Raw genomic sequence first — 17230 nt, forward strand, 5'->3', positions numbered from 1 at the left:
GCTTCGCGCGCGACGCCGGCCGGAGGGACGAGGCGCGCCGCGCTCTCGGGCTCGTGGCGGGGGACGAGGCGGTCGGGACGGTCGTCGTCCTCGATCGCGATCGCCGGGTGCACGGCCTTCTCGAGGCGATGGTGCGCCTGCGGCGCGATCGCCCCGCCGCGCGCCTGGTGGTCATCGGCGACGGCGCCGGGCGTCGCGCGCTCGAGGGGGCGGCTCTCTCCCTCGGTCTCGATCGCGGAGCCGTCTTCACGGGATGGCGCGAGGACGTGCCGTCGCTCCTCCAGGCGCTCGACGTCTACGTCTACCCGGGCGAGGGGGGTGAGGTCTTCCCGGTCTCACTCATCGAGGCGATGGCGGCGGGACTTCCCGTCGTCGTCTCCGATCAGCCGGGGATCCGCGAGATCATCGAGAACGGCAAGCAGGGCCTCTTCGTCCCCGAGCGCGGGAGCGAGGCGATGGCGAGGACGATTCACCGTGTTCTCGCGGATCGCGCCGAGGCCGACAAGCTGGCGAGAGCCGGCGCCGTGAGGGTGCAGCGGTTCCACACCCAGGCGATGATCGACGCGCACGAGGCGCTCTACTACAGGGTCTCGAAGATCCCGAGGGAAGGATGAGGCGCGCGGGGGCGCCGCCGGGTTTCGTCGAGATCGAGGCGGCGGGATCGAAAGTGGTCGCGCGCGCGGACGAGGTCCACGAAGTCTCCGCGCTGGTCGTCCGCATCGCCCGCGATCTCGCGCCCCTCGAGGCGCGTCGGCGAAAGGGGGATCGCCCTCCGCGGGAGGGGCGCGGGGGGCTGATCGACGTCGCCGACCCGGCGGCGAGCGGCCTCGTCGTCAAGCGGCTGCTCCGCGGCGGGATGGCGTCGAAGATCGGATCGGATCGCCACGGGCACGGCCGGCTCCTCGCGGAGATGCGGACGCACGAGGAGGCGGCGGCCCGCGGGATCCCGACCTCCCGCCTCGCGTGGGGGGTGACGGTGCGATCGGATCGCGGCGCGACGGCCTCGATTCTCGCGACACGCCGGATCGAGGAGTGCATGACGCTCGGCGACGCGATCTCGGACGCGCCCCGGGGCGACGCTTCGCGCAGGGAAAAGCGGCGGCGGCTCGCGGCGTGCGGTATCGCGGTGCGCGCGGCGCACGATCGCGGCCTCGATCACGCGGACCTCAACATCGGGAACATCCTCGTGTGCGCGCGCCCCGCCCCCGCCGTCGCGACGGCGTTCGTGATCGACCTCGGGATCTCGATCCTGGGGCCGCCGCTCCCCGGGTCGCGTCGCGCGGCGAACCTCGTGCGCCTCCTCCGCTCCGCCGAGAAGCACCTCGGCCGCCACGCGCACCGCGCGCGCGACGCCGCGTCGTTCCTCCACGGATACTTCGCGGGGGAGGGGGGGGATCCGCGGGCGTGGCGACGATCGCTGCTCGCCTCGATACGGCGCCGCCTCCCGTCGATCGCGTGGCATCGCGCCGGGTGGGCGATCAGCCGAGCAGTCGCATCGCGGAGGCGACCACCTCGTCGACGCTGATCGACTCGAGACACATCGGCCTTCCCGCCGGCGACGGATAGCACTCCCGGAAAAAATCCTGACGGCACGGCGCGCACGGGTAGCTCTTCGTGACGAGGGCCACGGATCCCGCGCGGCCGTCGCGCGCGGCGACCACGGGCGCGGTGCGGGCGGGATCGCCGGGCCCGAAGATCGCCACGACCGGGACGCCGACGGCGCCCGCGAGGTGCATCGGCCCGCTGTCGTTGCCGACGAAGAGGCGGCAGCGCGCGAGGAGCGCGGCCATCTCCTGGATCGAGGTCCGGCCGCAGGCGTTGATCGCGACGGGCCCGAGACGCTTCTCGACCTGCGCCATCTCGGCGACGTCCCCCCCGCCGCCGACGAGGAGCACCCCCGCGCCGCGCTCCTTCGCGATCCTCCCCGCCGCCTCCGCGAAGCGCTCGAGGTGCCAGGCGCGCGGTCTCTTGCTCGCGCCGACGTGAAGTCCCACCAGGAACGGAAACCTCTCGGCCCCGCGCTCGCGCAGGATCGCGTCGGCCCGGGCCGCCGCCGCCGCGGGCACCGGGAAGAAGGGCGTTCGGTCGGTGGCGTCGCAGCCGGCGGCCCGCGCGACGTCGAGGAAGAGATCCAGATGGTGGCGTGGCTGGGCGCGAGGAGGGAGCGGCACGGGGTGCGTGAGGAGCCAGGCGCGGCGATCCGCGGCGAGGCCTATCCGGATCGGGATTCCCGAGAGCCTCGCGAGGAGCGCGGCGCCGATCGCCTTGGGAAAGAGCACCGCGGCGTCGTAGCGGCGCGCGCGAAGCGTCCGCGCGAGGTGCAACAGGCCGGATGCGCCGCGATCCCTCCCGCGCAGATCGAACGGGATGACCTCGTCGATCGAAGGGTTCCCGGCGAAGCACTCCGCGAGATGCGGGAGAGCGACGATCTCGATCCGCGCCCCCGGGAACCGCCGGCGCAGCGCCGCGAGAGCGGGGGAGATCATCACGACGTCGCCGATCCAGTTGGTCGAGCGCACGAGGAGGCGGCGGATCGCCGCCGGATCGGGGGGCGCCGCGGGCGTCATCCGCGGGCCGGCGCCACGATCAGGCGGGCCGACGCCTCGAAGTCGGGGCCGCCCGCGAGGATCCGCCGCGCGCTCTCGGCGACGAGATCGGGATCAATCAGGCGCAGGCACGATCGGTTCTGGCATCCGCGCCGGCGGCAGGGGCTGCACGCGACGTCGCCGACCATCGAGAGCCCCGGGCGATCGGTGTAGGCGGCGTTGACGACGGGATCGGTCGGGCCGTAGAGCGCGAGCGTCCGGAGGCCGACGGCCGCGGCGAGGTGGAGCGGCCCGGTGTCCGAGCCGATGAAGAGATCGCAGCTCCTCATGATCTCGGCCAGCTCGACGAGGCGCGTGCGCGGCGCCACGACCGAACGGCGCTTCGCAAGCCGGACGATCTGCCCGACGATCGTCTCTTCCCCCGGCCCCCAGACGAAGACGACGGTGACGCCCGACTCGACCAGGGCGTCCGAGACGCGCGCGAAGAGCGCGGCGGGGTATCTCTTGTAGGCCTGCGCCTCGCTCGTCCCCGGCGAGATGACGACGCGCGGGCGCTCCGGCGCCTCGGCGTCGAGGAATCGGCGCGCGACGCCGGCCGGCCCCTCGCGGGGGGGGAGGATCTTCCGGGGCGCCGAGGTGTCGGCGCCGATCGCGCGCGCCATCGCGAGCGCCCGCGTGACCCGGCTCAGCTTCCCCTCCCGGCCCCTGGGCAAGTCGATCCGATCGGTGTACAGGAGATGCGATCGCTCCCGCGCGTGACCGGCGCCGAGCCCGAAGGTCCGGGCCGCGCCGCTGAGGCGCGCGATGAAGGCGGACTTGAGCGTTCCCTGGAAATCGATCGTCGCATCGAGCGCCGCCTCGCGCATCGCCGTCCGGAACCCGCGCAGGTGCTCGACCAGGCGCCCGGCGTTTCCCGGACGCAACGGCGACTTGAGCAGGACGCGGCGGAGCACGAGCGTCGCGTCGATATCCGGATGTCCCTCGAGGAGCGGGGCCGACGGCTCCTCGACGGCCCAGAGGAGGCGCGCTCCGGGCCATGTCCTCCGCAGGCACGAGACGGCGGGGAGCGTGCGGATCACGTCGCCGACCGCGCCCAGGCGGATGACGAGAATCGATCGGGGCGACGCGAGCGGTTCCATCCTGGGAGGCAGTATGAACCAGGCATCGCGCGAATGGATCGACGGCCCCGCCGCGACGGCCGGCGGCGTTGACCGCCGCGGCGGCGGGGGGTAGCCTTCCCTCCGCTCGACTCACCTGCGTCCGAACCGCTCGAAACGCACGCGTCAGGAGGCATCGCCGTGGCCCTGGATCCGGAGCTGCTCGAAATCCTCGCCTGCCCGGTCTGCAAGACGCCCGTGAAGGTCGTGAAGGACGGCGCCGCGCTGAAATGCGACACCTGCCACCGCGTGTACCCGATTCGCGACGACATCCCCGTGATGCTCATCGATCAGGCGACGATCGAGGCTCCGGGCCCGCGCTCCGGTGGATAGGGGCCGCGCCGCCGCGCTCCTCGCCGGCTTCCGCGGCCTGAAGGTCGTCGTCCTCGGCGATCTGATGCTGGACCATTTCATCTGGGGCTCCGTCTCCCGCATCTCGCCGGAGGCCCCCGTCCCCGTCGTTCTCGTGAAGCGGGAGTCGTTCCACCTGGGCGGCGCCGGCAACGTCACCGCCAATCTCGCCGCGCTCGGCGCCGCGCCCGTTCCCGTGGGCGCCATCGGCGCCGACGACGCCGGCCGGCGCACCATGGAGGCCCTCGCGGCGCTCGGGGCGCCGCGCGACGGGATCGTCGAGGTCCCCTCCCGGACGACCACGAAGAAGACGCGCGTCGTGGCGCACGCGCAGCAGGTGGTGATGTTCGATCGCGAGGAGGACGCCCCGCTCCCCGCCGAAGCCGGCGAGCGGCTGCTCGCCTTCTCGCGCGCCGCCATCCGCGGCGCGAAGGCGCTCATCGTCTCCGACTACGAGAAGGGGACGGTGACGGAATCGCTTCTCGCCGCGCTGCTTCCCGAGGCCCGGCGCCTCGGAGTCCCAGCCATCGTCGATCCCAAGCCGGCGCACTTCTCGGCGTACCGGCCGATCACCGCCATCACCCCCAACGCGAGCGAGGCGTCGCAGATGTCGGGGATCGCGATCCGCGACGACTCCAGCGCGGAGCGAGCCGCCCGGAAGATCCTGGAGACGCTCGAGGGGCCGGCCGTGCTCCTCACGCGGGGGGAGAGCGGCATGCTTCTCGCCGAGCGCGGGGCGGCGTCGGTCACGATTCCCGCCGCGGCGCGCGAGGTCTACGACGTGACGGGAGCGGGGGACACGGTGGCGAGCGTCTTCGCCCTCACGATGGCGGCGGGGGGGACGGCGCTCGAGTCGGCCGCGATCGCGAACGTGGCGGCATCGATCGTCGTGGGGAAGGTCGGGACGGCGACGGCGTCGGTCGAGGAGATCCTCGGCGTGATCCAGGGCGCGATCTAGCGGCTGCCCCAGACCGCGATCGACGCGTCGAGCCCGGAGGCGCTCGCGGCCGCCGCGAACGGGCCGCGCCAGATCCGGCCGTCGAGCCACTGCGGGCTGAGCCCCCAGCTCACGCGCGTCCCCCAGACCTGCTCGGAAGACCACGTGGTCGGATCGCCCCACGCGGTCCCGATCTCCTGGAGCTGGAGGACGTTCCTTCCGTCAGGTCCCTGCGCCACGAGCAGGCGGGGCGACCGGGCGCCGCCGGAGGCGACGCGCGCCGCGCCGAGCGCGAGGGAGGCGTTCACGTCGAGGAGCCCCGACCCGCGCGCGACGATCGAGTCGTTCATCTTGGAGGCGCCGATCATCAGGCGCGCCTTCACGTCATCGGGGCTCGCCTTCGGGTCCTGCTGGATCAAAATCGCCGCCGCCCCCGAGACCCTCGCCGCCGCGAGGCTCGTCCCGCTGAGCGCGACGTAGGGAGAGTCGCCGTCGCCCGCCTCGGGGACCACCTCGCTGTACTCGGAGTACCTGAGGCGCCTCCCGGAGAAGACGGTGTCGAGCCGGGACCCCGCGGACCGGAGCGTGACGACGCCGCTTCCCGCGGCGACGATGTCGGGCTTGATCACGCCGTCGATCGCCGTCGGGCCGCGCGACGAGAACGAGGCGACGAGATCGTCGCTCGTCTCGACGGTGCGCCAGTCCTCGATCGCCCCGACCGCGATGACCACGGGGTCGTTGGCCGGGGAGGTGATCGTCGCGTACCCGCGCCCGCCGAGGTTTCCCGCCGAGACGACCACGACGATGCCCGCGCGCCACGCCATCTCCACCGCCTGGCAGAGCGGGTCGGTCGTGAACGACTCGTCGATGGGGTGGCCGAGAGAGATGTTCATCACGCTGATGTTGTAGACCTCGCGATTCCGGAGGACCCAGTCGGTGCCTGCGAGGACCGACGAGACCGAGCCGCCCCCGTCGTGATCGACGACCTTCACGGAGATCAGCCGCGCGCCGGGGGCGATCCCCTTGAAGGTGCGCCGCGCGCCCGGAAGGCTGGAGGCGAAGCCGGAGCCGGCGATGACGCCCGCGACGAGCGTTCCGTGGCCGAACGGGTCCGCGAGGATCCCGTCGGGCTCCACGATGTCGATCTCGCGCGAGATGGTCGGGGGGGTCGAGACGAGATCGCTGCCGAGCGCGATCCCGGAATCGAGGACGGCGATGGTCACACCGCTGCCCGTGAGGGACGAGAGCCGGGGCGCCGGGGCGGCGTGCGGCGACCCGGAGCGCGTCGGGGTCGCCTGCGGCTCCATGGGCCAGTCGTAGGAGAGGGCGCGGATGTGCGGCTCGTTCGCGAGCGTCATCACCATCTTCGCCGGGACCAGGGCCGGGAACCCGTGGATCGAGGCGAAGGGCTCGCCGTGGAGGCCGCCGATCTCCTCGACCTTCCGGCGCGCCTCGTCGGCGGCGGAGCCCCACGTCTGGACGATGACCGGGAGGCGCTCGTCCTCGGCGCCAGCGGCCACGCGGGAACGGATCTGCTCGGCCAGGGCCGGGCCGATTTTCGAATCGGGGCGGGGCGTCGCCGCGGCGGCCGGGGTGAAGAGGGGAAGGACGAGCGGAGCGAGGCCGGCGATCAAGATGAGGGTGCGGGGGGGCGTCCTGCGGGCCATCGATCCTCCCTGGGCTCGGCCGACGGATCCCCCCCTTGCGGACGTCGGGTAAGCCAAGGAATAGGCCTGGCGGCGAGACTGTCAAACCGGATAGGATGAGCTTCGCTGCCCCGCGTCTACCTCTCGGAGGTCTTCACACCATGAAGAGACTTGCTGTCACGATGTTGATCGGTCTCGCAGTCGTCTCGGCCTCCATCGCGCCCGCGCATGCGGGGAAGCGCTCTTTCAGCCTCGACCCGTACGGGTTCCGCCGCCTCAACGGATCGTCGGGTGATCTCGGCAGCTTCGGCGCCGCCGGGATTGCGATGCCTTCGGGATCGGGCGCCGAGATCGGCATGGGGTTCATCATCCCGAAGCCGTACCGGACGAACACGCCGATCACCATCACCGTCATGTGGCACGCCACCGATCCGAACTGCAGCATCGAGCTGCTTCCCGATTTCGTCGATCGCTCGCGCCCTGGCCATGCCCCGACGATTGGAAGCCCGTCGGGAGGCCTGACGCCGACCGACTCGTCGTTCGTCCTGGTGTCGGGCAGCATCGCGAATCTGGGGAACTCCAAGAGTTTCTTCATCCAGCAGGACCAGGGTTTCGATCAGCGCAGCGGCGACTCGATCCTCTTCGGATTCATCCGCGGGAGCGGGACGAGCGATACCTGCCCGGGGGATCTGGTGATCACCGGGGTCAACGTCGAGTACCTGACGCCCTGACGCAGGCCTGAACGGGCCCCGCCGCGTCCCGCGGGCGGAGACGAGGAGCGCACCACCGCATGTCCGATTCGAAGAAGGCGGCGACGTACGGCGCGGCCGGGGTGAAGACCAACCAGGAGGCCGGGCTCGACGCGCTCCTCAAGTGGGTCACCCCCACCGAGGCGCTGCGCGCCGGGAAGCTCGGCCGCTCCGCCCTCCCCATCGGCTACTACGCGAACGTCGTCGACATCGGCCGCGGCCAGGGGCTCGCCCTCTCGACGGACGGCGTCGGCACGAAGGTCCTCGTCGCCGAGATGCTCGGCAAGTACGACACGATCGGCATCGACTGCGTGGCGATGAACGTGAACGACGTGATCTGCGTCGGCGCGGAGCCCGTCTCGATGCTCGATTATCTCGCCGTCGAGGAGGCGCGACCGGAGGTCCTCGGCGCGATCGGCAAGGGGCTGGCCGCCGGGGCGGAGCAGGCGGGGGTGAACATCGTCGGCGGCGAGCTCTCGCAGATATCGGAGATCATCAAGGGGCTCGAGCCCGGATCGGGAATCGATCTCGTGGGAATGTGCGCCGGGCTCGTGCCGCTCGGCGAGGTGAACTACGGCCAGGACGTGAACCCTGGCGACGCCATCCTCGGCCTGGCGTCGTCCGGCGTGCACAGCAACGGACTGACTCTCGCCCGGCGCGTGCTCTTCGATCGCGGAGGGATGAAGCCGGGGGATCGATCGGCCGAGCTCGGGCGGACCGTGGGTGAGGAGCTCCTCGAGCCGACCCGAATCTACGTAAAGGTGGTCCGCGCCCTCATGGACGCGGGGCTTGCGCTCAAGGCGATGCTGCACATCACGAGCGACGGCCTCCTCAACCTGTGCCGGATCCGCCCCGACGTCTCGTTCCGCATCCACACACTTCCCGCGCCGCAGCCGATCTTCTCGATGATCCAGCGGCTCGGCGGCGTGAGCGACGAGGAGATGTTCCGGGTCTTCAACATGGGGGTCGGCTTCTGCGTCATCCTGCCGAACGACGGCGCCGTTCTCTCGCGGGCCGCCGCCGTGTGCCGGGCGCACGGCGTCGAATCGCTGGTGATCGGCGAGGTCACCGCCGATCCGGCGCGCCGCGTCCACATCGAGCCGAGGAAAATCGTCGGCGAGGGCGACTCCTTCCACGCCGCCGGTTGACGGCCGCCTAGCCCCGGATCATCTCGATCATCGGGCATCGATCCATCACCACCTCGAGGCCCGCGGCGCGCGCCTTTTCCGCCGCCTCCTCGTGGACCACTCCCAGCTGCATCCACACCACCCGCGCGCCGATCTCGATGGCCTGATCCACGATCGGCGGAACCTCCTCGCTGCGACGGAAGATGTCGACGATCTCGACGGGACGGCCGATCGACAGGAGATCCCGGTGGGACGGCAGGCCGAGGATCTCCCGATGGCCGGGATTGACCGGGATGACCGTGTACCCGCGCGAGATGAGAAACCTCGACACCTCGTTCGAGGGACGGCGCGGGTTCGGCGAGAGACCCACCACCGCGATAATCCTGTAGGCCTCGAGGAGCTGTCGCGGTGTCATGGCGCGGCGAACCTATCAGGTCACCCCCCGCGACGCCACATAGCCCAAATTCACCGGAGGTCACGCCGGTCCACCGGAGGCCCCTATCCATTCCTAGGGGCGAAAGTAGTTAGGACGCCAGAAACTGTGTCGCCATGGTTCGTATCTTTTTGAATTCCCTCAACTTTCCGCTTGACAGCATTCGGACCTCCCCGTAATATGCGGCCTCGTGGAGTGAAGTGGACCATAGTGGTTCATAGGGGTGACCTCAATCCTGTATCTGCGGGGCCGGTGGACAAGTGCTCAGAGGGAGCGCGCTGGCGCGGGTGGACGAAAAGGGACGACTGAAAATCCCTTCCCACTACCGCCAGATCATCGAGGGAAAATTCGGACGGGAATTCTACGTCACGAGTCTCGACGGCAGCTTCGTCCGCCTCTACCCCTTTCCGGTCTGGCTCGAAATCGAAACAAAGCTTCTCAGCGTCCCTTCGTTCGATCCGGTCGTGAGTCGGTTCAGGGAAGCGGTCACGTACTACGGCGCCACCGCCAGCATGGACAAGCAGGGTCGCCTCCTGGTGCAAGCCCCACTCCGGGAAAAATCGAAGATCGTCGAGGAGGTCTCCATCCTCGGTCAGCTGAACTACCTCGACGTCTGGAATCGGAAAAAGCTTGACGAACGCGTCGCCTCGAGAACTTTCACCGAAGAGGACCTCAAGGTCCTCTCGGATCGCGGTTTCTAACAGGAGGCACCCATGCCTCCGGAGCCCAGAGTGTCCCAAGCAGGTTCTCTCGCCCAGAGCCTCCGTCGGGATTCCCTCCTCCGGCAAGACGCCGGGTCCAACCCACCCCTACTACATCCCACCAACCTCCTCCCTCCCCACGCGGGCCCGAAATGGCGCCCTAGCTCCGCAGCGGACCAACGATCCCCGAAACGGGATCGGCGCCTCCGAAAGGGGGATGGTCCCCGCCCACGATCGATTCCGACGGAGGCCCGGGACCCCCATGGTTCCGGCGCCCGGGCCGGCAACGGCCCGCAGAAGAGAGATCCGATCCACGTTCCCGTCATGCTCGGGGAGATGCTCACGGCGATTCTCCCCGAGCGTGAAGGACTCTTCGTGGACACCACGGTGGGCCTCGGCGGACACGCCGAGGCCATCCTGGCGGCATTCCCCAAGAACAGACTGATCGGGATCGACCGCGACGCCTCGGCGCTCGAGGCGTGCGCCGAGAGGCTCCGCCCGTTCGGCGATCGCGTCGAGCTCGTCCACTCCGATCACCGCCGGCTCCCCGAAATCCTCGCCGAGCGCGGCTCGCCAGGCGTCCTCGGCATCCTCGCGGACCTCGGCATCTCGTCGCTCCAGATCGGTGTCCCCGAGCGCGGCTTCTCCTTCCAGCTCGACGGCCCCCTCGACATGCGCATGGATCGCTCCCAAACGCTTACCGCGGCGCGCCTCATCGCCGCGACCGGCGAGGAGGAGCTCGCGCGCATCATCTTCGAGTACGGCGACGAGCGGAAGTCGCGCCGGATCGCGAGGGCCATCGTCCGCGAGAGGGACTCGGGGCCGATCGAGACGACGGCGCACCTGGCGGCGATCGTCGCGCGCGCCGCGGGGGGCGGCGGAAGATGGCAGCGCATCCACCCGGCGACCCGCGTCTTCCAGGCGCTCCGCATCGCCGTCAACGACGAGCTGGCGGGGCTCGACGCCTTCGTCGACGCGACCGCGACGGCCCTCCGCGAGGGGGGACGCCTCGCCGTCATCAGCTTCCATTCGCTCGAGGATCGGGCGATCAAGCAGCGCCTGCGCTGGCTCGCGTTCCGGTGCGCCTGCGGAAGGAGCGTCCATCCGTGCCGCTGCGGCCAGCCGAACCTCTTCACTCTTCTCAACCGCAAGCCACTGCGTCCCTCCGAGGACGAGGTGCGGGCCAACCCCCGCTGCCGGAGCGCCCGGATGAGGGCGGCCGAGCGAACGGGGGCCGGCGCGCCACGATGATCCAGACCGTCCCGCCCATCAGGAACCGTCATCTCGTCCGGGAGCTAGACCGCGGCCGCCTCAAGGAGCTCCTGCTGCTGGTCGCGCTCGTGGGAACGCTGCTGCTGCCGCTCCTCGCCTACGTGTGGAATCACATGGAGTACATCCGCGTGGGGTACGACATGGAGCGGTTGAAGAAGGATCGCGCGGCGCAGGTTCAGCTCAGGGAGCGGCTGCGGATCGAGAAGTCGAATCTCGAATCGCTGACGCGCGTGGAGCGGGAGGCCGCGGACACGCTTCATCTCGTGCCGTCGTCGGGCGCCCGGATCGATCTGACGGAAGAGGCGCCGAAGTCGGTCGCGATGTCCGGCCCCGTGCGCGCCCGCGGAACGGCGGACGAGGTGGTCCGGTGAGACTCCGGAAACCCGGGCGGGGATCGAAGACGCCTCGCAGGACAGGCATCTCCAGGCCTCGCCTCTGGATCGTCGCGATCTCGGGAATCGTCTGGGCTGGGTTCGTGGCCGCCACGCTCTACGACCTCCAGGTGGTGAGGACGCGCCAGATGAGCGAGCTGGCCCGGCGGCAGCAGGAACAGATCGTCACGGCGGATCCCCGGCGGGGGACGATTCTCGATCGCGTCGGCCGCGAGCTCGCCGTCTCGACCGACGTCTACTCGATCTACGCCGCGACCGCCGAGCTGAAGGACGTGGATTCCGCCTCCACCGCGCTCGCGCCGATCCTCGACGTGCCCCGGGATGTGATCCGGAGCAAGCTCGCGGGAGAGGGGTTTCCTCTCGTGCGGCGACGGGTGGCCCCCGACATCGCGGATCGCGTCCGATCGCTCAACCTCCAGGGGCTCCACCTCATCGCCGAGTCGAAGCGCTTCTACCCCCGCGGCAGCCTGGCGTCGCACGTGCTGGGCTTCGTGGGCCTCGACGATCCCCGCGCCCGCGAGGGGCTCGAGCGGCGCTACGACAGCGAGATCCGCGGCACGCCCGGGGCCTTCGTGGCGCTCCGGGACGCGCGCGGCAGCCACGTGCTGATGCAGGCGCGGCAGGAGCCGGTCCCGGGAAACGACATCGTCACGTCGCTCGACGAGGTGATCCAGCACACCGCGGAGCGGGAGCTCGCGGCGGCGCTCGAGGAGACCGGGGCGATCGCGGGGACGATCGTCGTGCTGCACACGCCGACCGGGGAGGTGCTCGCGATGACGAGCCTTCCCACGTTCAACCCCAACCACTACGGCGCCGCGGATCCGAACGCGCGGCGCAACCGCGCGGTCACAGACGTCTACGAGCCCGGGTCGACGTTCAAGATCGTGACCGCCGCCGCCGCGATCGAGGAGGGCGTCGTGAGGCCGTCGGAGATCATCGACTGCCAGAACGGCATCCTGAGGGTCGCGGGGATTCCGATCCACGATCACAGGGCGTTCGGAATCCTCTCCTTCGCCGAGGTGATGGCGGAGTCGAGCGACGTCGGCGTGATGAAGGTCGCGATGCGACTCGATCCCCGGAGCTTCTACGACCACGTGACGCAACTCGGGTTCGGATCGCGGACCGGAATCGACCTGCCGAGCGAGAGCCGGGGGATGCTGCAGCCGGTGAAGTCGTGGGCGGCGACGACCGAGGCGTACATGTCCTTCGGACAGGAGATCGGCGTCACCCCCCTCCAACTGGCCTCCGCTTTCTCGACGGTGGCGAACCGCGGCATGGCCGTCGCTCCCCGCGTGGTCACGCGCATCATCGAGGACGAGGGGAGGGGCGTGCGCCTTCCGTCGCTGACCGCGCCGCATCGCGTCCTGCGCGAGGCGACCGCCGACACGCTCATCGATCTGCTCGAAGGTGTCGTGACGGGCGGGACGGGAAAGAAGGCCGCCATCCCTGGCTACCGCGTCGCGGGCAAGACCGGGACCGCCCAGAAGATCATCGACAAGGTCTACTCGTCGGATCGGTACGTCGCGTCGTTCGCCGGGTTCGTCCCCTCGCGCCGGCCCGTGCTCACGATCCTGATCGTCCTCGACGAGCCGCGCGGCCCGATCTACCACGGCGGGGACGTCGCGGCCCCCGTCTTCCGCAGGGTCGCCGAGCCGTCGCTCGATTACCTGGGCGTCGCGCCGGACGGCGGCGACTCGAGGCCGCCGGATCTCGCGTCGATCGGGGCGGGGATCGAGCCTCCCGCAGCGGATCGTCCGCGGGAGGCGTCGGTCGTCCCGGCGTCGTTCACCACCTCGAGCGCGGACCGATCCCGCGGCGGCGGAGCTGCGCCGGCGCAGCCGGCGATCGAATTCGTGGCGCCGCACCCGCTGGCGATCGATGATGATGGCGCGCTTCAGAACGCCCCGCGGGAGGGAGTCGTGACCGTTCCCGATCTCGACGGCGCTCCACTCAGGGACGCCGTCGTGAGCCTCGCCCGGGCGGGATTCGTGGCCTCCGTGAGAGGAGCCGGCTTCGTCGTGAGCCAGTCCCCGGAGGCGGGCCAGCCCGCAGCGGCCGGATCGACGATCGCGCTGACGCTCGGCCGCCAGATCGAGCGGGTGCCGGCCCCTGCGGCTCGCGAGGCGGAACCGCGCGCCCCGATCGTCGCGGCCCCGGCTCCACGGGCTTCCAGCCTTCCCGCGTCCTCCCGTGCGGCGGGGGCGACCCCGGCGCCGGCGAAGTCGCCGGCTCACCGGCACCGCGCCGCGGCCGCCCCGCGTGCCGGAGCGTCGAAGCCCGGAGGAGTCGCGGGGGGGAAACCGGGCGCACGCGCCGCCCGTGAGACCCATGAGAGATGACGAGATGCTGAGCGACGTCGCGCTCCTGAGGTCCACCCTCCCGGCGGGGTCGCAGCTCACGGGGGTGACCCACGACTCCCGCCGGACGCGCCCCGGCGACGTCTTCGTCGCGGTGCGCGGCCTGAAAGCGGACGGCCTTGCGCACGCGCGCGCGGCCGCGGCGGCGGGCGCGGCGGCGATCGTCGTCGGTCCGGGAAGATCCGGCGAGGCCGAAGAGGCCCTCGCCGGCGCGGGTGTTCCCGTGATCGAGGTGGCCGACGAGCGCGTCGCCCTCGCGGTTCTCGGGCGCAACGCGGCGGGGCGCCCGGACCTGGAGATGCCCGTCGTGGGAGTCACCGGCACGAACGGCAAGACGACGACGGCGTACCTCCTCGCGGAGATCTGGGAGGCCGCCGGCGTCCGCTGCGGCATGCTCGGGACCATCGAGTACCGGCTCGGGCGCGAGACGCTCCACGGCGAGCGGACGACCCCCGAGGCCCCGGAGATCCACCGCTATCTCCGGCGCATGCTCGACGACGGGGCGAGGGCCTGCGTGATGGAGGTCTCGAGCCAGGGGCTGGACCTCGGGCGCGCGTATGGATTGCGCTTCGCCGCCGCCGTCTTCACCAACCTCACGCGCGATCACCTCGACTACCACGGCGACATGGAGACGTACTTCGCCGCGAAGAAGCGTCTCTTCGACGGTCTGCCCCCCGGATCTCCGTCCATCCTGAACGCCGACGACGCGTACGCGCTCCGCCTCGCGGATCCCGGACGGCGCCGTGTCACCTACGGCACGGCCGCGGCCGCGGACTTCCGGTTGGCCGGCCGGCAGGGAGGGATCGACGGGCTGACGCTGACGATCGACGCGGAGGGGCGGGCCCGGGAGCTGCGCTCACCGCTCGCCGGTCTTCCGAACGCCTACAACATCCTCGCCGCGGCCGCGACGGCGCGCGCGCTCGATCTGCCCTGGGGCGCGATCGAGGAGGGGCTGTCGCGGAGGGCCTGCGTGCCGGGAAGGCTCGAGCGGGTCGACGCGGGGCAGCCGTTCGCCGTCGTCGTCGACTTCGCCCACACCGACGACGCGCTGCGCAACGTCCTCGAGGTGCTGAGGCCGCTGACCGAAGGAAGGCTCATCGTCGTCTTCGGGTGCGGCGGCGACCGGGATCGCACGAAGAGGCCCCTCATGGGCGCCCACGCCGCGCGGCTCGCCGACGCCGTGTGGATCACGTCCGACAACCCGCGATCGGAGGAGCCCCTCTCGATCATCGGGATGGTCCTCGACGGCGTGCGCGGCGTCCCCGGCGGATCGGCGAAGGCGGTCGTCGAGCCCGATCGCGAGGCCGCCATCGGGCGGGCCCTCGCGGGCGCGCGCCCGGGCGACACGGTGCTCATCGCGGGCAAGGGGCACGAGGGCGAGCAGATTCTCGGGGATCGCGTGATCCCCTTCGACGACGTGGAGGTGGCGCGGCGGCTGTTGCGCGCGCGCCGCGGAGCGGAAGGCGGAGATGCCGGTGGAGAGCCTCGGTGAGATCGCCGTCCTGACGGGCGGCGTCTTCAGCGGCGGCGACCCGGGCCGGCGTCCGTCCGGGTACTCGATCGATACGCGCACGACTCGGGAAGGGGATCTCTTCTTCGCGATCGCCGGCGCGAGGCAGGACGGCCACCTCTACGCGGCCGAGGCGGTGAGGAAGGGGGCGGCGGCGGTCGTCGTCTCCGAACGGTCGGCGGCGCCCGCGGGGGCCGCCGCGATCGTGGTGAAGGACACGACGCGGGCGCTCCAGGATCTCGCGGCGGCGCGGCGGCGCCGGTGTCCCGCGAAGGTGATCGGCATCACGGGTTCGTCGGGCAAGACGACGACGAAGGAAATGACGAGGCACGTCCTGGAAGGATCGTTCAACGTGACGGCGTCGACGGGAAACCTCAACAACCTCTTCGGCGTGCCGCTGTCCCTTCTGAAGCTCTCGACGGAGCACCAGGTCGCCGTCCTCGAGATGGGGATGAGCACGCACGGCGAGCTCTCCCGACTCGCCGAGATCGCCGACCCCGACGTGGGCGTCCTCACGAACGTCTCGGGGGCGCATCTCGAGTTCTTCTCGGACATCGACGACTACGCGAGGGCGAAGGGGGAGCTCTTCGCGGGCATGCGCCCCAACACGACCGGAGTCTTCAACGGCGACGACCCGCGGAGCCGGCGGATCGCGGAATCGTTCCGCGGCTACGCGGTGACGTTCGGCATGGACACCAGCGCCGACTTCACGGCGACAGGCTACCGCGGTGACGGGCTCGACGGATCGACCTTCGAGCTGCAGCACGGCGGGCGCCGGCGGCGCGTGAAGCTGAGGTACGTCGGCGCGCACCAGGCGATGAACGCGACCGCGGCGATCGCCGCCGGGTTCATGCTCGGCGCGGAGCTCGATCGTATGATCGAGAGGATCGGCACGCTCGAGCCCCAGGCGATGCGCGGGCGGGCGCTCACCCTTCGGGGCGGCGTGCGCGTGCTGGACGATTCCTACAACGCGAACCCCGGCGCGATGCGGGCGGCCCTCGCGGTGCTCACCCAGACCACCCCCGCGGGATCGGGGCGGCGCATCGTCGTCCTCGGGGACATGCTCGAGCTGGGGGCCGAGGCGGAGGCCCGCCACCGGGAGATCGGGACCGCGCTCGGACCGGCCGGCGTCGACCGCGCCGTGGTCGTGGGCGCGCTGATGCGCCACGCGGCGGCGGCGGCCCGCGAGGCGGGGTTCTCGCCGATCACCGCCGCGGCGACGGCGGAGGAGGCGGCCGCCGCGATCGTCCCCGAGCTTCGAGCGGGGGACGTCGTCCTCGTGAAGGGGTCCCGCGGGATTGGCCTCGACCGGGTCGTGGCGGCGATCGTGGGCGCGCTCGGCGCCGCCGCCGGCGCCCTCGGGGAGGGAAGCTGATGCTCTACCATCTTCTCTACCCGCTCCACGCCTCGATCTCCGCGTTCAACGTCTTCCGGTACATCACCTTCCGCTCCGCCCTCGCCGCGCTGACCGCGATGGTGCTCTCGTTCGGCCTCGGGAGCTTCATGATCCGCAAGCTGAGGGAGCTCCAGTGGGGCCAGGAGATCCGCGAGGAGGGGCCGGCGGCGCACCAGTCGAAGAAGGGGACACCGACGATGGGGGGGATCCTCATCATCACGTCGGTCATCCTCCCGACGCTCCTCTGGGCGGATCTCGCGAACATCTTCGTCTGGATCGCGGTCTTCTCGATGCTCGCGTTCGGCCTCATCGGGTTCGCCGACGACTACCTGAAGGTCATTCGCAAGCGCTCGCTCGGCCTCACCGCGAAGCAGAAGTTCGCCGCGCAGATCGTCGTGGCCCTGGCGGTCGGCATCGTGACGGTCCTCCTGGCGCATCGAGAGATCCTCGACACGCGCCTCTCGTTCCCCTTCTTCAAGTCGTTCCATCCCGATCTCGGCTGGCTCTACGCGGGGCTCGTGCTGCTGGTGCTGGTCGGGTCGTCGAACGCGGTGAACCTCACCGACGGGCTGGACGGCCTGGCGATCGGATCGGTCCTCATCGCCTCGGCGACGTTCGCCATCCTCGCTTACGTCGTCGGGCATGCGGTGGTCGCC

General features: G+C 71.1%; 17 protein-coding genes. 13 read left to right on the forward strand and 4 right to left on the reverse strand.

Annotation, left to right across the window (positions count from 1 at the left end):
- Together HY049_00190 and HY049_00195 are read left to right on the forward strand one after the other, a co-directional pair.
- Positions 1–614, forward strand: a 614-nt coding sequence (locus HY049_00190; GenBank protein ID MBI3447327.1) for a glycosyltransferase, incomplete at its 5' end; no start/stop codon positions are given.
- On the forward strand, positions 611–1525 hold the full coding sequence (locus HY049_00195) for a hypothetical protein (protein MBI3447328.1): 915 nt from the start codon (positions 611–613) through the stop codon (positions 1523–1525). The genes HY049_00190 and HY049_00195, both read left to right, overlap by 4 nt.
- On the opposite strand, the gene waaF is transcribed toward HY049_00195, so the two are convergent.
- Positions 1479–2567, reverse strand: a complete 1089-nt coding sequence (gene waaF / locus HY049_00200; GenBank protein MBI3447329.1) for a lipopolysaccharide heptosyltransferase II — start codon at positions 2565–2567, stop codon at positions 1479–1481. The two genes, HY049_00195 and waaF, sit on opposite strands and share 47 nt — an antisense overlap.
- Positions 2564–3685, reverse strand: a complete 1122-nt coding sequence (locus tag HY049_00205; GenBank protein MBI3447330.1) for a glycosyltransferase family 9 protein — start codon at positions 3683–3685, stop codon at positions 2564–2566. The genes waaF and HY049_00205 overlap by 4 nt, the downstream gene beginning before the upstream one ends.
- A gap of 159 nt (positions 3686–3844) precedes the next feature.
- On the opposite strand from HY049_00205, the gene HY049_00210 reads away from it, so the two are divergent.
- Together HY049_00210 and HY049_00215 are read left to right on the forward strand one after the other, a co-directional pair.
- Positions 3845–4036, forward strand: coding sequence for a Trm112 family protein (locus tag HY049_00210; GenBank protein MBI3447331.1), 192 nt, complete (start codon positions 3845–3847; stop codon positions 4034–4036).
- Between the two features lie 64 nt (positions 4037–4100).
- Positions 4101–5012, forward strand: a complete 912-nt coding sequence (locus HY049_00215; protein ID MBI3447332.1) for a bifunctional hydroxymethylpyrimidine kinase/phosphomethylpyrimidine kinase — start codon at positions 4101–4103, stop codon at positions 5010–5012.
- Here HY049_00215 and HY049_00220 read toward each other — a convergent pair.
- Positions 5009–6658: a S8 family serine peptidase gene (locus HY049_00220; protein ID MBI3447333.1), complete on the reverse strand. Its 1650-nt coding sequence runs from the start codon at positions 6656–6658 to the stop codon at positions 5009–5011. The genes HY049_00215 and HY049_00220 overlap by 4 nt on opposite strands.
- Positions 6659–6798: 140 nt before the next feature.
- On the opposite strand from HY049_00220, the gene HY049_00225 reads away from it, so the two are divergent.
- Positions 6799–7368: a hypothetical protein gene (locus HY049_00225; GenBank protein MBI3447334.1), complete on the forward strand. Its 570-nt coding sequence runs from the start codon at positions 6799–6801 to the stop codon at positions 7366–7368.
- Positions 7369–7427: 59 nt separating this feature from the next.
- On the forward strand, positions 7428–8534 hold the full coding sequence (gene purM / locus HY049_00230) for a phosphoribosylformylglycinamidine cyclo-ligase (protein MBI3447335.1): 1107 nt from the start codon (positions 7428–7430) through the stop codon (positions 8532–8534).
- Between the two features lie 7 nt (positions 8535–8541).
- Here the strand turns inward: purM and HY049_00235 are convergent, their stop codons facing one another.
- Positions 8542–8928 carry a CoA-binding protein gene (locus HY049_00235; GenBank protein MBI3447336.1) on the reverse strand — a complete coding sequence of 129 codons (387 nt, stop codon included), beginning with the start codon at positions 8926–8928 and terminating at the stop codon, positions 8542–8544.
- 305 nt (positions 8929–9233) lie between these two features.
- On the opposite strand from HY049_00235, the gene HY049_00240 reads away from it, so the two are divergent.
- The 7 genes from HY049_00240 to mraY all read left to right on the forward strand — a co-directional run.
- A complete protein-coding gene (locus HY049_00240; GenBank protein MBI3447337.1) occupies positions 9234–9647 on the forward strand; it encodes a division/cell wall cluster transcriptional repressor MraZ in 414 nt (137 codons plus the stop codon).
- A gap of 324 nt (positions 9648–9971) precedes the next feature.
- Positions 9972–10898, forward strand: coding sequence for a 16S rRNA (cytosine(1402)-N(4))-methyltransferase RsmH (gene rsmH, locus HY049_00245; GenBank protein MBI3447338.1), 927 nt, complete (start codon positions 9972–9974; stop codon positions 10896–10898).
- Positions 10895–11290 carry a hypothetical protein gene (locus HY049_00250; GenBank protein MBI3447339.1) on the forward strand — a complete coding sequence of 132 codons (396 nt, stop codon included), beginning with the start codon at positions 10895–10897 and terminating at the stop codon, positions 11288–11290. The genes rsmH and HY049_00250 overlap by 4 nt, the downstream gene beginning before the upstream one ends.
- Positions 11287–13650, forward strand: a complete 2364-nt coding sequence (locus HY049_00255) for a PASTA domain-containing protein (protein ID MBI3447340.1) — start codon at positions 11287–11289, stop codon at positions 13648–13650. The genes HY049_00250 and HY049_00255 overlap by 4 nt, the downstream gene beginning before the upstream one ends.
- On the forward strand, positions 13640–15160 hold the full coding sequence (locus tag HY049_00260; GenBank protein ID MBI3447341.1) for a UDP-N-acetylmuramoyl-L-alanyl-D-glutamate--2,6-diaminopimelate ligase: 1521 nt from the start codon (positions 13640–13642) through the stop codon (positions 15158–15160). The genes HY049_00255 and HY049_00260 overlap by 11 nt, the downstream gene beginning before the upstream one ends.
- A complete protein-coding gene (locus tag HY049_00265) occupies positions 15144–16553 on the forward strand; it encodes a UDP-N-acetylmuramoyl-tripeptide--D-alanyl-D-alanine ligase (protein MBI3447342.1) in 1410 nt (469 codons plus the stop codon). The genes HY049_00260 and HY049_00265 overlap by 17 nt, the downstream gene beginning before the upstream one ends.
- A partial coding sequence (mraY, locus tag HY049_00270; GenBank protein ID MBI3447343.1) for a phospho-N-acetylmuramoyl-pentapeptide-transferase occupies positions 16553–17230 on the forward strand: 678 nt, incomplete at its 3' end. The genes HY049_00265 and mraY, both read left to right, overlap by 1 nt.

It is taken from the genome of Acidobacteriota bacterium (assembly GCA_016195325.1).
GTDB lineage: Bacteria > Acidobacteriota > Polarisedimenticolia > JACPZX01 > JACPZX01 > JACPZX01.